13 protein-coding genes are annotated in these 20058 nt (G+C 67.5%); 11 read left to right on the top strand and 2 right to left on the bottom strand.

Features of this window, described 5'->3' with window-relative positions; all coding sequences use genetic code 11:
• Position 1: 1 nt before the first annotated feature.
• The 11 genes from A5740_RS20030 (at position 2) to A5740_RS19980 (ending at position 18275) form a co-directional block, all read left to right on the top strand.
• Positions 2 to 535, top strand: coding sequence for a phosphatase PAP2 family protein (locus tag A5740_RS20030; RefSeq protein WP_076196882.1), 534 nt, complete (start codon positions 2 to 4; stop codon positions 533 to 535).
• Entirely contained in the window at positions 532 to 1452 is a 921-nt protein-coding gene (locus A5740_RS20025; RefSeq protein WP_076196880.1) for a decaprenyl-phosphate phosphoribosyltransferase, read from the top strand. Before A5740_RS20030 ends, A5740_RS20025 begins: the two co-directional genes overlap by 4 nt.
• The gene (zomB, locus tag A5740_RS20020) at positions 1430 to 3481 is read left to right on the top strand and encodes a flagellar motor control protein ZomB (RefSeq protein WP_305800102.1); all 2052 of its coding nucleotides are present in this window, start codon (positions 1430 to 1432) and stop codon (positions 3479 to 3481) included. The genes A5740_RS20025 and zomB overlap by 23 nt, the downstream gene beginning before the upstream one ends.
• A gap of 356 nt (positions 3482 to 3837) precedes the next feature.
• On the top strand, positions 3838 to 4845 hold the full coding sequence (locus A5740_RS20015; RefSeq protein ID WP_076196878.1) for an esterase family protein: 1008 nt from the start codon (positions 3838 to 3840) through the stop codon (positions 4843 to 4845).
• A gap of 174 nt (positions 4846 to 5019) precedes the next feature.
• Positions 5020 to 5931 (top strand): alpha/beta hydrolase-fold protein, encoded by a 912-nt coding sequence (locus A5740_RS20010; protein ID WP_076196911.1) that lies wholly within the window; start codon positions 5020 to 5022, stop codon positions 5929 to 5931.
• A 76-nt stretch (positions 5932 to 6007) separates the two neighbouring features.
• On the top strand, positions 6008 to 6454 hold the full coding sequence (locus A5740_RS20005) for a DUF732 domain-containing protein (protein ID WP_076196876.1): 447 nt from the start codon (positions 6008 to 6010) through the stop codon (positions 6452 to 6454).
• 41 nt (positions 6455 to 6495) lie between these two features.
• Entirely contained in the window at positions 6496 to 7512 is a 1017-nt protein-coding gene (locus A5740_RS20000) for a cutinase family protein (protein WP_076196874.1), read from the top strand.
• Between the two features lie 232 nt (positions 7513 to 7744).
• Complete coding sequence (fadD32, locus tag A5740_RS19995; protein ID WP_076196872.1) at positions 7745 to 9634, top strand: long-chain-fatty-acid--AMP ligase FadD32; 1890 nt, start codon at positions 7745 to 7747, stop codon at positions 9632 to 9634.
• Positions 9635 to 9688: 54 nt separating this feature from the next.
• Positions 9689 to 15139, top strand: coding sequence for a polyketide synthase Pks13 (gene pks13 / locus A5740_RS19990; protein ID WP_076196870.1), 5451 nt, complete (start codon positions 9689 to 9691; stop codon positions 15137 to 15139).
• Positions 15136 to 16689 carry an acyl-CoA carboxylase subunit beta gene (locus A5740_RS19985; protein WP_076196868.1) on the top strand — a complete coding sequence of 518 codons (1554 nt, stop codon included), beginning with the start codon at positions 15136 to 15138 and terminating at the stop codon, positions 16687 to 16689. Before pks13 ends, A5740_RS19985 begins: the two co-directional genes overlap by 4 nt.
• 170 nt (positions 16690 to 16859) lie before the next feature.
• Positions 16860 to 18275 carry an NAD(P)/FAD-dependent oxidoreductase gene (locus A5740_RS19980; RefSeq protein WP_076196866.1) on the top strand — a complete coding sequence of 472 codons (1416 nt, stop codon included), beginning with the start codon at positions 16860 to 16862 and terminating at the stop codon, positions 18273 to 18275.
• 9 nt (positions 18276 to 18284) lie between these two features.
• Here A5740_RS19980 and A5740_RS19975 read toward each other — a convergent pair whose 3' ends face one another.
• Entirely contained in the window at positions 18285 to 19262 is a 978-nt protein-coding gene (locus A5740_RS19975; RefSeq protein ID WP_076196864.1) for an oxygenase MpaB family protein, read from the bottom strand.
• Positions 19263 to 19367: 105 nt separating this feature from the next.
• A complete protein-coding gene (locus A5740_RS19970) occupies positions 19368 to 20054 on the bottom strand; it encodes a TetR/AcrR family transcriptional regulator (protein WP_076196862.1) in 687 nt (228 codons plus the stop codon).
• Positions 20055 to 20058: the final 4 nt, after the last annotated feature.

Raw genomic sequence — 20058 nt, 5'->3', positions numbered from 1 at the left:
GATGACCGATGCCCCGCGCGGCGAAGACGCCGTGTTGGTCGCCGTACAGTCTGCACTGGCCCCTCGGCCCGGCGTGCTGACCGGTGCGCGTGCGCTCTCCCATTTCGGTGAGCACAGTCTCGGCTGGCTCGCGGTCGCCGCCGCGGGTGCGCTGGCCCAGCCGGCCAAGCGCCGATCCTGGCTGGCGGTCGGTGCCGGTGCGTTCGCCGCGCACGCCGCTGCCGTCGGAATCAAACGGGTGGTGCGCCGTGAGCGGCCGCATCACCCCGACATCGCCGTGAACGTCGGCACGCCGAGCCGGTTGAGTTTCCCGTCCGCGCATGCCACCTCGACCACCGCCGCGGCCGTGCTGCTGGCCCGGGTCACCGGTCTGCCGCTGCGTGCAGTGCTGGTGGTGCCGATGGCGCTGTCACGTCTGGTGTTGGGCGTGCACTATCCCACCGACGTGCTCACCGGCGTGGCCGTCGGGACCCTCGTGGGTTCTGTCGTCGGGAAAACTGCCGGTGTCGGGACTGAGGAGACCGTGGCCAAATGAGTGAGGAAGAAGCACAGACAGAGCTCAGGCCGCCGAAGAACCTGGCGACCGGCATCATCAAGGCGCTGCGGCCACGGCAGTGGGTGAAGAACCTGCTGGTTCTGGTGGCGCCGCTGGCCGCCCTCGGCGGCGGTGTCGAGTACGACCTCAGCGATCTGAGCTACAAGGTCTCGATCGCGTTCGTGGTGTTCTCGCTCGCGGCGTCGTCGATCTACCTGATCAACGACGCCCGTGATGTCGAAGCCGACCGGGTACACCCGACGAAGCGGTTCCGGCCCATCGCCGCCGGTGTGGTGCCGGAGTCGGTGGCCTACGTGTTGGCCGTGGTGCTCGCCGCCATCGCGCTGACCGTCTCCTGGTTGCTGACACCGAACCTGGCCCTGGTGATCGCGGTCTATCTCGCCATTCAGCTCGCGTACTGCTTCGGTTTGAAACATCAGGCGGTGCTGGACATTTGCATCGTGTCGTCCGCCTACCTGATCCGTGCGATCGCGGGTGGCGCAGCAGCCTCGATCCCGCTGTCGCAATGGTTCCTGCTGATGATGGCGTTCGGCTCGTTGTTCATGGTGGCGGGCAAGCGCTATGCCGAGCTGCAACTGGCCGAGCGCACCGGCGCCAAGATCCGCAAGTCACTCGAGAGTTACACAAGCAGCTACCTGCGGTTCGTCTGGACTCTGGCAGCCACCGCCGTCGTGGTTTGTTACGGCCTTTGGGCGTTCGAGCGTGACCGGGCGGGTGGGACGTCATGGTTCGCCGTATCCATGATTCCGTTCACCATCGCGATTCTCCGGTATGCGGTCGACGTCGATGGTGGCATGGCCGGCGAGCCCGAAGAGATCGCACTCCGGGACCGGGTACTGCAGTTTCTTGCGGTGGCGTGGATCGGAACCATCGGTGCGGCCATCTACTTCAGCTGACCGGCCGGGCCCGGGCCTGCGCCGCCTCGCAGGCAGTGTGGCCGAGCGTCTGGCCCGGTGGCCGGTGTTTCCGTACCACCCGTCGGTGCGGATCAGTCTGTGGGTGAGCGTGGTCGTGGTGGCCGCGCTGTTCGGCTGGGGTGCCTGGCAGCGCCGCTGGATCGCCGACGACGGTCTGATCGTCCTGCGCACCGTGCGAAATCTGTTGGCGGGCAACGGCCCGGTCTTCAATGCCGGGGAGCGGGTGGAAGCCAACACCTCCACCGTGTGGACCTATCTGGTGACGCTGGGGGCCTGGCTGGGCGGTTCGGTCCGGATGGAGTACGTGGTGTTGGCCCTCGCGCTGACACTGAGCGTGCTCGGAGTGGTCTTGATGATGCTCGGCACCGGCAGGTTGTACGCGCCGAGCCTGCAGGGCCGCCGTGCGCTGTTGCTGCCCGCCGGCGCCTTGGTCTACATCGCCGTCCCCCCGGCTCGTGACTTCGCCACCTCGGGCCTCGAAAACGGTTTGGTACTGGCATATCTGGGCCTGCTGTGGTGGATGATGGTGTGCTGGTCGCAGGCGTTGCGGGCCGCACGGCCGACGGCCGCGGGCCAGGCACCCCACGACGGGCCGTACCCGATCCTCGGCCGGTTGTTCGAGGGCGCACTGGCCGCCGTGGCCGGACTGAGCGTGCTGGTCCGTCCCGAGTTGGCGTTGATCGGCGGCGGTGCGCTGGTGATGATGCTCATCGCGGCGCGCGGATGGCGGCGGCGCGTGCTGATCGTGGTGGCCGGCGGGCTGCTTCCGGTGGCCTATCAGATCTTCCGGATGGGTTACTACGGTCTGCTGGTCCCGGGTACCGCGGTGGCCAAGGATGCGTCGGGATCCAAGTGGTCGCAGGGCTTCACCTACCTGGCCAACTTCAACCACCCCTATCTGTTGTGGGTGCCGTTGATGTTGTTGGTGGCGCTGGGATTGGTGCTGCTGACCACGCGGACCCGGCCGTGGTGGGTGCGCCGTCAGATGCCCCGCGGCTACGGCTGGTTGGCCCGCACGGTCCAAAGCCCAGCTGCCGTAGTGCTTTTCATGTTCCTCAGTGGCCTGCTACAAGGCATCTACTGGGTGCGCCAGGGCGGTGACTTCATGCACGGCCGGGTCTTGCTCACCCCGCTGTTCTGCCTGTTGACGCCGATCGCGGTGATCCCTGTCGTGCTGCCCGACGGCACCAAGTTCACCCGGGAGACGGGCTACCTGCTGGCTGCGGCCACCAGCGTGCTGTGGGCCGCGGTGGTGGGCTGGTCGATCTGGGCGGCGAACTCACCGGGCATGGGTGCCGACGCCACCCGCGTCACGTACAGCGGCATCGTCGACGAGCGCCGGTTCTACTCGCAGGCCACCGGTCACGCCCATCCGCTCACCGCCGCCGACTATTTGGACTACCCGCGCATGCGCGCGGTGTTGACCGCGATCGAGAACACTCCCGACGGGGCACTGCTGCTGCCCTCGGGCAACTACGACCAGTGGGACGTCGTACCCGCGTATCCGCCGCCGGCGGGACTGACCCCGGAAGCCCGGCGCGACATGCATTTCCCGCACACGGTGTTCTTCACCAACATGGGGATGCTGGGCATGAACGTCGGTCTGGATGTGCGCGTCATCGACCAGATCGGGCTGACGAACCCGCTGGCGACCCACACCCAGCGGCTCACCGACGGCCGCATCGGGCACGACAAGAACCTGTTCCCCGACTGGGCGGTGGCCGAGGGACCGTTCTTCAAGATCCGGCCGTACATTCCGGCCTACCTCGACGAGGAATGGATCGCGCAGGCGCAGGCGGCGCTGAAATGCCCGGCCACCGAGTCGATGCTCAACTCGGTGCGCGGCGAGCTGACGCCGCGGCGGTTCCTGTCGAACCTGGTGCACGCCTATGAGTTCACCAAATACCGGATCGACCGGGTCCCCCTGTATGAGTTGAAGCGGTGTGGGCTGCCGATTCCCGAGCCCGAGAATCCGCCGTACACCGGGATGCCGGCCACCGGTCCGTAGCCGCACCGCCGCCGGCCGGAATCGAATCCGGAGTTTTCGGTAACGCGCGGTCGCTTCGGGCCGATACCCAATCGAGCCTGCGTGACCGATCTTGAATGGACGTGCGTGAAAACCGATGCTGACCTTTGGAGTCTTCGCCTTCGAACGGGAGACGTTCCTCACACCGGGCCGCGGGGCCCATTTGGTCCGCTGCACCCCGCAACCACGCTCATCACCGGCACAAGGGCACTCGGAGCCACAACTGCTGCAGAGAAGCATCGCGTGAGCGTGTGGTTGACTACACGGGCACGTGAGCCGCTTACGTCGGTGTCTATCGATGTGCGGAATACGAAGAAGAGATTCAGATAGGGAGCGGTATGAAGTTCGTTGGGAAGATGCGCGGCGCAGCGGCAGGTCTGTCGCGCCGGCTGACGGTTGCGGTCGCCGCGGCGGCCGTGCTACCCGGCCTGGTGGGCGTCGTAGGCGGCTCGGCGACCGCTGGAGCCTGGTCTCGACCCGGTTTGCCGGTCGAGTATCTCGACGTCCCGTCGGCAGCGATGGGGCGCGACATCCGGGTGGAGTTCCAGAGTGGTGGGCCGGGTGCTCCCGCGCTGTACATGCTCGACGGTATGCGTGCTCGTGAGGACAACAGCGGCTGGGACATCGAACTCCCGACGTTCGAGTGGTTCCTGAACTCGGGCATCTCGGTGGTCATGCCGGTCGGTGGCCAGTCCAGCTTCTACACCGACTGGTACAAGCCGGCGTGTGGCAGCAAGGACGGTGGCTGCAAGACCTACAAGTGGGAAACCTTCCTGACGAGCGAGCTCCCGACCTGGCTGGCGGCCAACCGCGACGTGAAGCCGACCGGCAGTGCCGTGGTCGGTCTGTCGATGGCCGGTTCCTCCGCGCTGATCCTGGCCATGCGCCACCCGGAGCAGTTCATCTACGCCTCCTCGCTGTCGGGCACCTTGAACCCGTCCGAGGGTTGGTGGCCGATGTTGATCGGTATCTCGATGGGTGACGCCGGCGGCTACAAGGCCGACGACATGTGGGGCAAGACCGGCGATCCGAACAACGCCTGGAAGGCCAACGACCCGACCGAGAACGTCGCGACCATCGCGGCGCAGGGCACCCGCCTGTGGGTCTACTGCGGTAACGGCAAGCCGGGCGAGCTGGGTGGCGCGGACATGCCCGCCAAGTTCCTCGAGGGCTTCGTCTGCCGCACCAACTCCACTTTCCAGGAGAAGTACATCGCGGCCGGCGGCAAGAACGCCGTGTTCAACTTCCCGCAGAGCGGTACGCACAACTGGGCGTACTGGGGCCAGCAGGTGCAGGCCATGAAGCCTGACCTGCAGCGGGTTCTGGGCGCGACCCCGACCGCCTGATCCGGCGGCAGGTGGCGAACCAACACTGACAGTACTGACGGCGGCGCTCCCCGCACGGGGGCGCCCCCGTCAGTCGTTTCCAGCGTCGGGTGAAGCGGCGATGTGGTTCACTACAACCCGGGTTACGTGTGTGGGGGCACATCTGGGACCGATCGGCAGCAGGAGAGGTTGATGATGAGACGTGCGTTGGGCCCGATGCGGGCGATGCTGCTGGCCCTGCTGGCCCCGGTGCTCGGTGCCGGCCTGTGGGCGGTATCGACGGTGGCGGGTGCCCCGGCGCGGGCCGACGGAGTCGAATACCTGATGGTGCCGTCGGCGGCGATGGGCCGCGACATCCCGGTGGCATTCCAGGGCGGCGGTCCGCACGCGGTGTTCCTGCTGGACGCGTTCAACGCCGCACCCGATGTCAGCAACTGGGTCAACGCCGGACACGCGATGACGACACTGGCCGGACGCGGCATTTCGGTGGCCGCACCGGCCGGCGGCGCCTGGAGCCTGTACACCAACTGGGAGCAGGACGGCAGCAAGCAGTGGGAGACGTTCCTGTCCGCGGAGCTGCCCGACTGGCTGGCCGCCAACAAGGGTCTGGCGCCGGGCGGGCACGGCGTCGTCGGAGCCGCGCAGGGCGGCACCGCGGCGGTGACACTGGCCGCGTTCCATCCCGACCGGTTCCGGTTCGCCGGGTCGCTGTCGGGTTTCCTGACCCCGTCGGCCACCACGATGAACGGTGCGATCACCGCGGGGCTGGCGCAGTTCGGCGGGGTGGACAGCTACGGCATGTGGGGAGCCCCACAGCTGGGCCGGTGGAAGTGGCATGACCCCGACGTGCACGTGCAGTTGCTCGCGGATGCCAACACCCGGTTGTGGGTGTACAGCCCGGCCACGCTCACCTGTAGCGACCCGGCCGCGATGATCGGTGTGTGCGATCAGGCGCAGGGCAGCAACCGGTCGTTCTACCAGCATTACCGGGCTGTGGGCGGCAGCAACGGACACTTCGACATCCCGGCCTCGGGGCAGCATGACTGGGGCAGCTGGGCCCCGCAGCTCGCCCACATGTCGGGCGAACTGGTCGCGACCATCAAGTAGCCGTGCGGGCTAACCTGCCGTTGCGACCAGAATCACCTGCGCCGGGACACATTTCACCAGCCGGTACGGTGGAAGCGTGCAGCACACGGTACGGTCGGCCGCCTTGGTGGTGGCGGTGTCCGCTGCATCGTTGCTGACGGGCTGCGATGTGGACGGCGACGTCATGGCGCCCCTGGTGCTGCCCACGTCGCAGGTGGGTGGTGGTGCCCAGCCGCAGGCGGTGTCCGCGCAGCAGGGCCGTGTCGGTCATGTGGCGGTCACGTCCCAGCAGCACATCTATCTCGACGAGCTCAAGGCCGCCGGTATCACGCCGTCCAGCGAACTGCTGGCCCTGTCGATCGGCTCGTATGTGTGTCAGGCCCGCGCCGCGAAGCAGGGTGAACAGGCCGTGCGGGATTTCGTCCTGCCGCTGGTGCGCAGCGATGTGCGCGACGCCCACTCCGGCCGGGCCGCGCCGAGCCCCGCGGAGATCGACGCTGCCGCCACCGACTACATCCGTATCGCCACCGAACATCTCTGCTAGCTGCAGATCAGCCGCCCGCACGCGAGGAGCCCGAGTAACCCATGGCAAAAAACGCCGGCCGCAGGAAGCGTCACCGCATCCTGGCCCTGATAGCCGCAGCGGCGATGGCCCTCGTCGTGGTGCTGGTGGTCGCGGTCGTGGTGATCATCCTGCGTCGCCCTGAGACTCCGTCGGCGCCGCCGTCGGCCCAGCCCCCGGCGGGGGTGCCCGGCGGCCCGTCGACGACGCGTAAACCGCGTCCGGAGTTCCAGTCCGCGGACTGCCCCGACGTGATGATGGTGTCGATCCCGGGCACCTGGGAATCGTCGCCCACCGACGACCCGTTCAACCCGACGCAGTTCCCGATGTCGTTGATGTCCAACATCACCCGGCCGATGGCCGAGCAGTTCGACCCCGGCCGCCTTGAGGTGTACACCGTCCCCTACACCGCGCAGTTCCACAACCCGTTCTCCGCCGACAACCAGATGTCCTACAACGACAGCCGTGCCGAGGGCATGCGCACCGCGGTCAAGGCGATGACGGAGATGAACGACCGCTGCCCGCTGACCAGCTATGTGATCGCCGGGTTCTCTCAGGGGGCGGTGATCGGCGGGGATCTGGCCAGCGACATCGGCAATGGCCGCGGCCCGGTGGACGAGGACCTGGTGCTGGGGGTGACGTTGATCGCCGACGGTCGTCGCCAGCTCGGCGTCGGTCAGGACGTCGGCCCCAACCCGCCGGGGCAGGGTGCCGAGATCACGCTGCACGAGGTGCCGGTGCTGTCCGAGATGGGGCTGACGATGACGGGTCCGCGTCCGGGTGGATTCGGGGCGCTGGACAAGCGGACCAATCAGATCTGCGGCAAGGGCGATCTGATCTGTTCGGCGCCCGAGGAAGCGTTCTCGATCTTCAATCTGCCCAAGACGTTGGAGACGCTGTCGGGCAGCGCGGCCGGACCGGTGCACGCGCTGTACAACACCCCGCAGTTCTGGGTGGAGAACGGTCAGACCGCCACGCAGTGGACATTGAGCTGGGCCAAGGACCTGGTGGAGAACGCGCCCCATCCCAAGCACGGCTGATTAGGGCGCGCCGGATTTGGTCGGGACCATCACGGTCCCCTAACATTAAGAGAAAAATAAGAGCTTTACGCGTTCGTTGCGGGTTGTATGGATTCATCAGGTGATCCGTGGGTCCGGAGCGCGCCCGGTACGATCGTCCGGGTTTGGGTACGTACCGGCCCGCTCAGTGGCTGCGACGCACCGCCAGTGACGTGCGACAACGCGACGAGTACGGCTCTGACAGGAGAGTTAAATGGCGTTCATCAATCCGTTCATCAAGGACGGTCAGATCAAGTTCCCGGACGGCGCCAGCATCGTCGAGCACGTCGAGCGTTGGGCCAGGGTTCGTGGCGACAAGCTGGCGTACCGCTTCCTGGACTTCTCGACCGAACGCGACGGCATTGCCCGCGATCTGACGTGGTCGCAGTTCAGCGCCCGCAACAAGGCGGTCGCCGCCCGGCTTCAGCAGGTCACCCAGGAGGGTGATCGCGTCGCCATCCTGTGCCCGCAGAACCTCGATTACCTCGTCGCCTTCTTCGGCGCCCTCTACGCGGGCCGTATCGCGGTGCCGCTGTTCGACCCGTCCGAGCCCGGACACGTCGGCCGCCTGCACGCGGTGCTGGACAACTGCCATCCGTCGGCGGTGCTGACCACCACCGACGCCGCGGAGGGCGTCCGCAAGTTCTTCCGCAGCCGTCCGGCCAACCAGCGCCCCCGCGTCATCGCGGTGGATGCGGTGCCCGACGACGTCGCCGCCACCTGGGCACATCCGGAAGGTCCCGACGAGACCACCATCGCGTACCTGCAGTACACCTCGGGCTCGACCCGCATCCCGACCGGTGTGCAGATCACCCACCTGAACATGGCCACCAACATCGTGCAGATCGTCGAGGCGCTCGAAGGCGAGGAGGGCGACCGCGGTCTGTCCTGGCTGCCGTTCTTCCACGACATGGGTCTGGTCACCGCGCTGATCGCCCCGATGATCGGTCACTACTTCACGTTCATGACCCCGGCCGCCTTCGTGCGCCGTCCCGAGCGCTGGATCCGCGAGATGGCCCGCAAGGAGGGCGACACCGGCGGCGTCATCTCGGTGGCTCCCAACTTCGCGTTCGACCATGCCGCCGCTCGCGGTGTCCCGAAAGACGGAGCGCCGCTCGATCTGTCCAACGTCAAGGCGGTCCTCAACGGCAGCGAGCCGATCTCGGCGGCCACCGTGCGCCGGTTCAACGAGGCGTTCAACCCGTTCGGCTTCCCGCCCAAGGCGATCAAGCCGTCCTACGGCCTGGCCGAGGCCACGCTGATGGTGTCGACCACGCCGGCCGCCGAAGAGCCCAAGATCATCTACGTCGACCGTGACGCGCTGAACACCGGTCGGATCGTCGAGGTGGACGGTGACTCGCCCAAGGCGGTCGCGCAGGCCTCGGCCGGCCGGGTCGGCGTCTCCGAGTGGGCCGTGATCGTCGACGCCGAGAGTGCGACCGAGCTGCCCGACGGCCAGGTCGGCGAGATCTGGATCAGTGGCCAGAACATGGGCACCGGCTACTGGGGCAAATCGGAAGCGTCTGCCGAAGTCTTTCAGAACACCCTCAAGTCGCGTACCAGCCCGTCGCACGCCGAAGGCGCCGACGACGACGCGACCTGGGTCCGCACCGGCGACTACGGCGCCTTCTTCGAGGGCGATCTGTACATCACCGGCCGCGTCAAGGACCTGGTGATCATCGACGGTCGCAACCACTACCCGCAGGACCTCGAGTACTCGGCCCAGGAAGCCAGCAAGGCGCTGCGCACCGGATACGTCGCGGCCTTCTCGGTGCCGGCCAACCAGCTGCCCGACGAGGTCTTCGAGAATGCCCACGCCGGCCTGCACCGCGATGACGACGACACCTCCGAGCAGTTGGTCATCGTCGCCGAGCGGGCACCCGGCTCACACAAACTTGAGGTCGGCCCGATCACCGACGACATCCGGGCCGCGATCGCCGTACGCCACGGCGTCACGGTGCGCGATGTGCTGCTGACCGCGGCCGGCGCCATCCCGCGCACCTCCAGCGGCAAGATCGGCCGGCGGGCCTGCCGCTCGGCTTATCTGGACGGGTCACTGCGCAGCGGCAAGATCGCCAACGATTTCCCCGACGAGACCGACTGAGCTCCACCAGGCATCCGCTGCCCGGCGCCCCTGCACGACGAAGGTGACTTGAACATGGATGACACCCAAAGCAATTCGAATCTTCCAGAAGAAGGCACCGGGGTGCCGGCGTCGCGCCCCGACCTGACGGTCACGGAGATGCGGGAGTGGCTGCGCAAGGCGGTGGCGAACGCCACCGGGCAGTCGCCGGACGCGATCGACGAATCCACGCCGCTGATCGAGCTGGGCCTGTCCTCGCGGGACGCGGTGGCCATGGCCAGCGACATCGAGGATCTCACCGGGGTGACGCTGACGGCCACCGTGCTGTTCCGGCATCCGACCATCGAATCGTTGGCCACGGTGATCATCGAGGGCGAGCCCGAACCCGAGGACACCGGCGACGAGGACTGGTCGCGGGAACGTGATGTCGAGGACATTGCGATTGTCGGTGTGGCCACCCGGTTCCCGGGCGACCTGAACACCCCGGACCAGATGTGGGAAGCCCTGCTGGCCGGCAAGGACTGCATCACCGACCTGCCCGAGGGACGGTGGGAAGAGTTCCTCGACGAGCCGCGGATCGCCGAACGGGTGGCCAAGGCCCGGACCCGCGGTGGCTACCTGTCCGACATCAAGGGTTTCGACTCCGAGTTCTTCGCGCTGTCGAAGATGGAAGCCGACAACATCGACCCGCAGCAGCGGATGGCCCTGGAGCTGACCTGGGAGGCGTTGGAGCACGCCCGGATCCCGGCGTCCAGCCTGCGTGGCACCAGCGTCGGGGTGTACATCGGCAGCTCCACCAACGACTACAGCTTCCTGGCCATGAGCGATCCGTCGATCGCCCACCCCTATGCCATCACCGGTACCGCGAGCTCGATCATCGCCAACCGGGTGTCCTACTTCTACGACTTCCGCGGCCCGTCGGTGGCCGTGGACACGGCCTGCTCCAGCTCGCTGGTGGCCACCCATCAGGGCGTGCAGGCACTGCGCTCGGGTGAGGCCGATGTCGCGGTGGTCGGTGGCGTCAACGCGTTGGTCACCCCGCTGGTGACGGTGGGCTTCGACGAGGTCGGCGGCGTGCTGGCCCCCGATGGCCGGATCAAGTCGTTCTCCTCGGACGCCGACGGCTACGCCCGCTCCGAGGGCGGCGGCATGCTGGTGCTCAAGCGGGTGTCCGACGCCCGCCGCGACGGGGACCAGATCCTGGCCGTCATCGCCGGTAGCGCGGTCAACCACGACGGCCGGTCCAACGGCCTGCTCGCCCCGAACCCCGATGCGCAGGAAGCGGTGCTGCGCAAGGCTTACAAGGATGCCGGGATCAACCCGCGGTCCGTCGACTACATCGAGGCACACGGCACCGGAACCATCCTGGGTGACCCGATCGAGGCCGACGCGCTGGGCCGGGTGGTCGGCCGCGGGCGCGACGCGGACAAGCCCGCCCTGCTGGGTGCCGTGAAATCCAATGTGGGCCATCTGGAATCGGCAGCCGGCGCGGCCAGCCTGGCCAAGATGGCGCTGTCGCTGCAGCACGGCAAGCTGCCGCCGTCGATCAACTACGCGGGGCCCAACCCGTACATCGACTTCGACAAGGAGCACCTCAAGGTCAACGACACCGTCTCGGACTGGCCGCGCTACAGCGGCCACGCCATCACCGGTGTGTCCGGCTTCGGCTTCGGCGGGGCCAACGCGCACCTGGTGCTGCGCGAGGTGCTGGCCTCTGATCTGGTCGAGCCCGAACCAGAACCCGAAGTGTCCGAGGACAAGTCGGCCTCCGACGATGCGGACGCCGTCTACGTCGGTGGGGTTCGGATGGACGAGTATGGCGAGTTCATCCATGACGAGCCGGAAGCGGACGAGTACCCCGCCTACGACGAAGCGAACCATGAGCTCCCGGAGCTGACCGATGAGGCCAAGCGCCTGATCGAGGCGGCCCGTGCGGAGCTGGCCGCGTCCGAGGCGGATAACCCCGTCAAGAAGGTTGTGCCGCTGGCCATCTCGGCATTCCTGAGCTCGCGCAAGAAGGCCGCCGCGGCCGAGCTGGCCGACTGGATCGACAGCGAGCAGGGCCGGGCGTCATCGCTGGAATCCATCGGGCGCTCGCTGTCGCGCCGCAACCACGGCCGTTCGCGTGCCGTGGTGCTGGCCCACGACCACGACGAGGCGGTCAAGGGTCTGCGAGCCGTGGCCGAGGGCAAGCAGCATCCGAGCGTGATCTCCTCGGACGGCCCGGTGACCAACGGGCCGGTGTGGGTGCTGGCCGGTTTCGGTGCCCAGCACCGCAAGATGGGCAAGGACCTGTACCTGCGCGAGCCGGTGTTCGCGGAGTGGATCAACAAGGTCGACGCCTACATCCAGGACGAGCGCGGCTACTCGATCGTCGAGCTGATCCTCGACGACGCGATCGACTACACCAACGAGACCTGCGAATACCCCATCGAAGTGGTCCAGACGGTGATCTTCGCCATCCAGGTCGCCCTCGGTGAACTGCTCAAGCACCATGGCGCCAAACCTGGTGCGGTCGTGGGTCAGTCGCTCGGTGAGGCGGCCGCGGCCTACTTCTCCGGCGGCCTGTCGCTGGCCGATGCCACCCGCACCATCTGCTCGCGCGCCCACCTGATGGGTGAGGGCGAGGCGATGCTGTTCGGTGAGTACATCCGGCTGATGGCGCTGGTCGAGTACTCGGCCGACGAGATCAAGACCGTGTTCGCCGACTACCCGGGCCTCGAGGTGTGCGTGTACGCCGCCCCGACCCAGACCGTGATCGGTGGCCCGCCCGAGCAGATCGACGCGATCATCGCCCGGGCGGAATCCGAGGGCAAGTTCGCCCGCAAGCTGCAGACCAAGGGCGCCAGCCACACCCAGCAGATGGACCCGCTGCTCGGTGAGCTGTCCGCGGAAATCCAAGGCATCGAAGCGCATCCGCTGCAGACGGCGTACTTCTCCACCGTGCACGAGGGCAAGCTGATCCGGGCCGGCGCCGAGCCGATCCACGATGTCGAGTACTGGAAGAAGGGGCTGCGCCACAGCGTCTACTTCACCCACGGCATCCGCAACGCGGTGGACAACGGTCACACCACGTTCCTGGAACTGGCGCCGAACCCGGTGGCGCTCATGCAGGTTGGGCTGACGACGGCTGCCGCAGGTCTTCATGATGCACAGCTGATCCCCACCCTGGCCCGCAAGCAGGACGAGGTCACCTCGATGGTCACGGCCATGGCGCACCTGTTCGTGCACGGCCATGACCTGGACTTCCGGACGTTGTTCCCGCGTCGCTCGACCGGCCTGGCCGGTGCGCTGGACTTCGCCGACATCCCGCCGACGAAGTTCAAGCGCAAGCCGCACTGGCTGGAGGCCCACTTCACCGGTGACAGCTCGGCCGTCATGCCCGGCAACCACGTCGCGACGCCGGACGGCAAGCACGTCTGGGAGTACGTGGGCAAGGATGCCGATCTGGCTGCCCTGGTGAAAGCTGCCGCCGCGCAGGTGCTTCCGGATGCCAAGCTGACGGCGTCCGAGCAGCGCGCGGTGCCGGCCCAAGGGTCGCGGCTGGTCACCACGCTGACCCGGCACCCGGGCGGCGCCTCGGTGCAGGTGCACGCCCGGATCGATGAGAGCTTCACCCTGGTCTACGACGCGATCGTGACACGTGGTGGTGCGGCCACGGCCTTGCCGGCCGCGGTGGGCGCCGGTGTTGTCGCCGAGCAGGTTTCGGCCGCGCCGGCCCTGGCCGAGCCGGAACCGGACGATGACGCAGAGATTTTGTCCGACAACCTCACCAAGGGCGCCGGCATGGGCGCCGGCTTCGAGAAGTGGTCGCCGGATTCCGGTGAGACCATCGGACAGCGGCTGGGCACCATCGTCGGTGCGGCCATGGGTTACGAGCCCGAGGACCTGCCGTGGGAGGTGCCGCTGATCGAGCTGGGCCTGGATTCCCTGATGGCGGTGCGAATCAAGAACCGCGTCGAGTACGACTTCGACCTGCCGCCGATCCAGCTGACCGCGGTCCGCGACGCCAACCTGTACAACGTCGAAGAGCTCATCAAGTACGCGATCGAGCACCGCGACGAGGTCGATCAGATCGCCGAGTCCCAGAAGGGCAAGACGGCCGAGGAGATCGCGGCCGAGCAGTCCGAGCTGTTGGGAGGTGCCTCGACGGTCGCCGAGCTGGAGGCAAAGCTGGCGGAGGCGAGCGGAGCGACGGGGAATGGTCCCGAGGCGGGACATCCGTTGGGGCACACGGACGGTCAGCCTGCCGAGGCCACCGATGTCACCGAGGGTCTGGAAATCCCACCGCCGCCCACTGATCCGAGTGGCCCGGCAGTTCCGCCGCCGCCGTCGGATCCGTCCGGTCCGTCCGGTCCCAGCAAGGCCACCGCAGCGGCGGCCGCGGCCAAGGTGCTCACCCAGGAGGCGGTCACCGAGGCGCTGGGCGCCGACGTGCCTCCGCGTGATGCTGCCGAGCGGGTCACCTTCGCCACCTGGGCGATCGTCACCGGAAAGTCGCCGGGCGGCATCTTCAACGAGCTGCCCTTCGTCGATGTCGAGACGGCGACGAAGCTGTCCGAGCGGCTCTCCGAGAGGGCTGAGGGCACCGTGACGGTCGATCAGGTCCGTGCGGCCAAGACCATCGAAGAGCTGTCCACGATCGTGCGCGATCAGCTCGAAGAGGGTGTGGTGGACGGATTCGTCCGTACCTTGCGGGCGCCGAAAGACGGGGGTCCCCAGGTCCCGGTCTTCGTGTTCCATCCCGCCGGTGGATCCACGGTCGTCTACGAACCGTTGATGAAGCGACTCCCGGCAGACACCCCGGTGTACGGCATCGAGCGGGTCGAGGGATCGATCGAGGAGCGCGCGGCCGAGTACGTGCCCAAGCTGCTGGAGATGCACAAGGGGCCGTTCATCCTGGCCGGCTGGTCGCTGGGTGGGGCGCTGGCCTACGCCTGTGCGATCGGGCTGAAGCAGGCCGGCGCCGATGTCCGCTTCGTCGGACTGATCGACTGCGTGCGTCCTGGTGAGCCGATCGACCAGAGCCAGGCCGGAATGCGGGCGCGCTGGGACCGTTACGCGCGGTTCGCCGAGCGCACGTTCAACGTCGAGGTGCCCGAGATCCCCTACGAGGAGCTGGAGAAGCTCGACGACGAGGGCCAGGTGAAGTTCGTGCTCGAGGTCGTCGCGCAGAGCGGCGTGCAGATCCCGGGCGGGATCATCGAGCATCAGCGCACGTCCTACCTGGACAACCGGGCGCTGGACACCATCGAGATCCAGCCGTACGACGGGCACGTCACGCTCTACATGGCCGACCGCTACCACGATGACGCGATCGTCTTCGAGCCCGCATACGCCACCCGCAAGCCCGATGGCGGCTGGGGTGACTACGCCTCGGACCTGGAGGTCGTGCACATCGGGGGCGAGCACATCCAGGCCATCGACGAGCCGTACATTGCCAAGGTCGGTGCCCACCTGAGTGAGGCGATCGGCCGTATCCAGAGCGAAGCGACAATGTCGACTGCGGAGAGCGAGAGCAAGTGACGAACAAGACCACCGCTGAGCTGCTGGCGGAGCTCCGCGAGAAGCTCGAGATCGCTGCCGATCCGGGCGATGAGAAGGCCAAGGCCCGCCGCGACAAGAAGGGCATTCCGTCGGCCCGGGCCAGGATTCACGCCCTGTTGGATCCGGGCAGCTTCCTGGAGATCGGTGCGCTGGCCAAGACGCCGGGCGATCCGAACGCCTTTTTCGGCGACGGCGTGGTGACCGGCCACGGCACCATCGACGGGCGGCCGGTCGGAGTGTTCAGCCACGACCAGACGGTGTTCCAGGGCTCGGTCGGCGAGATGTTCGGCCGCAAGGTGGCCAAGCTGATGGAGTGGGTCGCGATGGTCGGCTGCCCGATCATCGGGATCAACGACTCGGCCGGCGCCCGCATCCAGGACACCGCCACCTCTCTGGCCTGGTACGCCGAACTCGGTCGCCGGCACGAGATGCTGCGCGGCCTGGTCCCGGAGATCTCGCTGATCTTCGGCAAATGTGCCGGCGGCGCGGTCTATTCGCCGATCCAGACCGACCTGCTGGTCGCCGTGCGCGATCAGGGTTACATGTTCATCACCGGCCCGGACGTGATCAAGGACGTCACCGGCGAGGACGTCACCTTCGACGAGCTCGGCGGGGCCGACGTACAGGCGCAGCGCGGCAACATTCACAAGGTGGTCGAGTCGGAGGCCGCGGCGTACCAGTACGTGCGGGACTATCTGAGCTTCCTGCCGTCGAACCACTTCGACAATCCGCCGATCATCAACCCCGGCCTGGAGCCGGAGATCACGCCGCACGATCTGGAGCTGGATTCCATCGTGCCGGACGCCGACAACACGGCGTACGACATGCACGAGATCCTGTTGCGCATCTTCGACGACGGTGACGTGTTCGAGATCGCCGACCAGCGCTCACCGGAGCTGATCACGGCATTCGCCCGGGTGGACGGACATCCGGTCGGCGTCGTGGCCAACCAACCGATGGTCATGTCGGGTGCGATCGGCAACGAGGCCTCGGACAAGGCCGCCAGCTTCATCCGGTTCTGCGACTCCTACAACCTGCCTTTGGTTTTCGTGGTCGACACGCCGGGCGCGATGCCTGGTGTGGCCGAGGAGACGGGCGGCATCATCAAGCGCGGTGGCCGGTTCTTCAACGCCATCGTCGAGGCCGATGTGCCGAAGGTGACCATCATCGTCCGCAAGGCTTACGGCGGCGGGTACGCGGTGATGGGCTCCAAGCAGCTGACCGCGGACCTGAACTACGCCTGGCCGACCGCCAGGATCGCGGTGATCGGTGCCGAGGGTGCGGCCCAGCTGCTGGTGAAGCGGTTCCCGGATCCGACCGCACCCGAGGTGCAGAAGATCCGCGCCGACTTCATCAAGGGCTACAACGACAACATGGCCACGCCGTGGATCGCGGCCGAGCGCGGTTACATCGACGGCGTGATCCAGCCGCACGAGACCCGGTTGCTGCTGCGCAAGTCCCTGAAGTTGTTGCGGGACAAGCAGAACGGCCCCAAGGTGCAGCGCAAGCATGGCCTGCTGCCCCTGTAGTTTGCGGTAGCCGACGAGCGCGCAGTCTTACTCACAAGCGTGTAATTCATCTGCATGCGCGCTGAGCACCGGTGACACACCGCCTGTAGAAAACTATCCACAAGTTATCCACAGGCGGCCCGAGTTGGCTGGGTCCTCGGCTGGTTAAGCTGGGGGTGAAGGGGGCGCCGATGGGCACGGCAGTGGTGGTGGGCAGTGGACCCAACGGGCTCGCGGCCGCCATCGTGTTGGCCCGGGCGGGCCACGAGGTCACGGTGTTGGAGGCCGCCGACGAGATCGGCGGCGGCGTTCGCTCCGGGACTCTCCACGGCGTCGTCGTCGACCATTGCGCGGCGATTCACCCCATGGCCGTCGCCTCGGCCTTTCTCGCCGGCCTCGACCTCGAGCGGCACGGACTGCGTTGGTGCCTGCCCGAAATCGACTGTGCCCATCCGCTGGACGACGGTGACGCCGGCCTGCTGTACCGCAGTGTCGAGCAGACCGCGGCCGGGCTCGGTGCGGACGGACCGCGCTGGCGGGCGGTGTTCGGTGGGCCCGCCGCACGTTTCGACACACTCGCCGACGATGTCATGGGGCCTCTGCTGCGCATCCCGTCACACCCGTTGGCATTGGCCCGGTTTGGTGCACCCACTGTGCTGCCGGCCGCGGTGTTCGCGCGCATCTTCAGGACGCCGGCCGCCCGGGCGTTGTTCGGCGGTGTCGCCGCCCATACGTTCCGGCCGTTGCATTACCCGATGACCTCGGCGATCGGCCTGGGCGTCCTGACCGCCGGTCACCGCCATGGTTGGGCCGTCGCCGAAGGTGGGTCGCAGTCGATCACCGATGCGTTGGCGTCGGTTCTGGCCGAGCTCGGCGGCAAGATACAGACCGGCACCGCGATCACCACAGCCGAGCAGTTGCCTCAGGCCGACATCACCATGTTCGATCTCACCCCGACCGCGGTCGCCGACCTCCTCGGTGACCGGCTGCCGCGGCGGGTGGCCCGGGGCTACCGCCGATTCCGTTACGGCCCAGGGGCATTCAAGGTCGACTTCGCGATTCGCGGCCCGGTGCCGTGGGCGAACCCCGCCGTGGCCCGGGCCGGCACCGTCCATCTGGGCGGCGACTTCGACGAGATTGCGGCCACCGAACGGGAAATCCAGGCCGGGCGCATGCCGCGTCGGCCCTTCGTCCTGGTGGGTCAGCAGTATGTGGCCGATCCAGGACGATCGGCCGGTGAGATCAATCCGATCTACGCCTATGCCCATGTGCCGCACGGTTATACCGGCGACGCCACCGAAGCCATCATCGGCCAGTTCGAGCGGTTCGCGCCGGGATTCGCCGACCGGATCGTCGGCACCGCAGTGCGCTCGACCACCGAGCTTTCGGTGTACAACCCGAACTACGTCGGCGGCGACATCTGCACCGGCGCCAAGGACATCCGCCAGCTGGTGTTCGGTCCCCGGCCCACGTTGGCGCCCTATGACGTCGGCGTCCCCGGCATGTACATCTGCTCGGCGGCCACGCCGCCCGGTCCCGGGGCGCACGGCATGTGCGGCGCCAATGCGGCGAACCGCGCGCTCGCGCAGCTGCGCAACCGCGGCTGAGCGTCGCTCCTAGGCCAACCGGAGGCGGTCTGCCTCGGCCCGGTGGGCTTCGAGCTGCTCGCGGGAATAGTGCGTGCGCCAACCAGGCTGGCCGAAGCGCCGTCGCAGAGTGAAGTAGGCCGGCCCGAACCGTCCGGAGACCGATCGGGGCACGGCTCGCCAGAACGCCCCGTGCAGCCGGCGTTCGATGAGATCGAGGCGGGTGGTCCGCAATCCCATCTGGGCGTGAAACTTCTCCGGCACCCCGGCCAGCACCCCGACCCGGAGGCTGCGTGTCAACGGCAGGGAGATCAAGCGCCACAACGGCATCGGCACCAGACCCCAGCCGCGTGGCTTCGGTGGATACAGCGCGTGGTCGACGATGAACTGGACCTGAGGATTGACCTGCAGGGTGTCCTCGACGATGGGCTCCCAGTAGGCGACGAAGCCGTCGTAGGTGTCGGGCAGGCTGCGTACTCCGAATCGGCGTCCCACCTCGTTGAGGCCACGGTAGGCCTCCTCGCGTTCCCGGTTGTCGCGGAAGAGCCCGAACTTGTCGGCAATGTCCAAGCCGCCCTTGAGGATCGAACCCCAGGTCCAGTTCCACATGTCCTTGTTCCAGGCGTGATAGGAGCTGCCGTCGGGCATGGAACCGGCGATCGGGCGGTGCAGCTCGTGCAACCCGTGTGCCACGTCATCGCCCTCGGGGCCGGCGAACACGATGCCCATCACCATTTCGTAGGTGCTGATCAGGCGTCGAGACGCGGCCTGCAGGGTGGGCAGGTCTTCGGTGCCATTGAGTGCGCGGTCCTTCTCGCTGAGCACATGCGCGATCCTGGGGTACAGCGTCGGCATGATCAGTGCCGGGACATTTGCGTAGAGCAGCACCAATGGGTGTGCGCACACCCATTCACCGACTGTCCCCGGCGCCAGTGGGTCGTCGGCTGTCCCGGCCGACGTGACGTCGGGGCGACGGGTTTCCGGGTCGACATCGGGCAGTTGTGTCACGACAGAACTCCTCATTGCGATCGGCCAGCTAGTGAGAAAACGACCGTCTTCTCATTCTGGCGCGACGATAGCACCGCGATGGCCGGTGCGGTCAAATGGCGGCGGTCAGCCGGTGCGCTCGTCGACGGTCAAAACCATCCGACTCAGCAGCTCCAGTGCAGGTGAGGTGATGTCGAGCAACGTCGACGCGGACGCGGAGCCCAGGTGCTGGACCACCAGCTCGTTGACCGCGCCGAGGGCGCCGATCAACAGGATCTGGTCGTCTGGCGTCGGCATCGGGTCGGGCCCGCCGGGCCCGCGGATCCGGCGCAAGCCCTCGACCATGCCTGCGGTGAAGTCGCGCAGGCCTTGGGTCCGGCGCTCACGGATCCGGTCGGTGGATGCCACGGCTTCCACCACCAGGCTCTGGGTGAACGCCGGATTGGCCGCGAGGGTGCCCAGATAGGTTTTCAGTCCGGCCTCGATCACCCCGACCGCTGACGTGGCCGCCGCGGCGGCCTCCCGCATCCTTTCCACGACGATGTCGACCGCGGCGTAGGTGGCCAGGAAAGCGGCCTCCTTGTCCGGGTACAACTCGTAGAACGTCTTGGTGGATATACCGGCGCGAGTGGCGATTTCGCGCACGCTTGCGCCGGCATAGCCGCGCTCGGCAACCACTTCGACGGTGGCCACCCGTACCCGCGTCTCCTGGGAATGACGTACCTCGGCCCGGGACAACCGGTGCCGGTGCCGCGGCAGTGCGCCGAGGGCGTCGTCCCTGCTGAGCTCGCGGATCTGTTCGGGTTCGGTCACCTGC

The sequence above is a fragment of the Mycobacterium sp. GA-1841 genome (assembly GCF_001954135.1).
GTDB lineage: Bacteria > Actinomycetota > Actinomycetes > Mycobacteriales > Mycobacteriaceae > Mycobacterium.
This window is presented reverse-complemented; position numbering and strand designations above follow the sequence as displayed.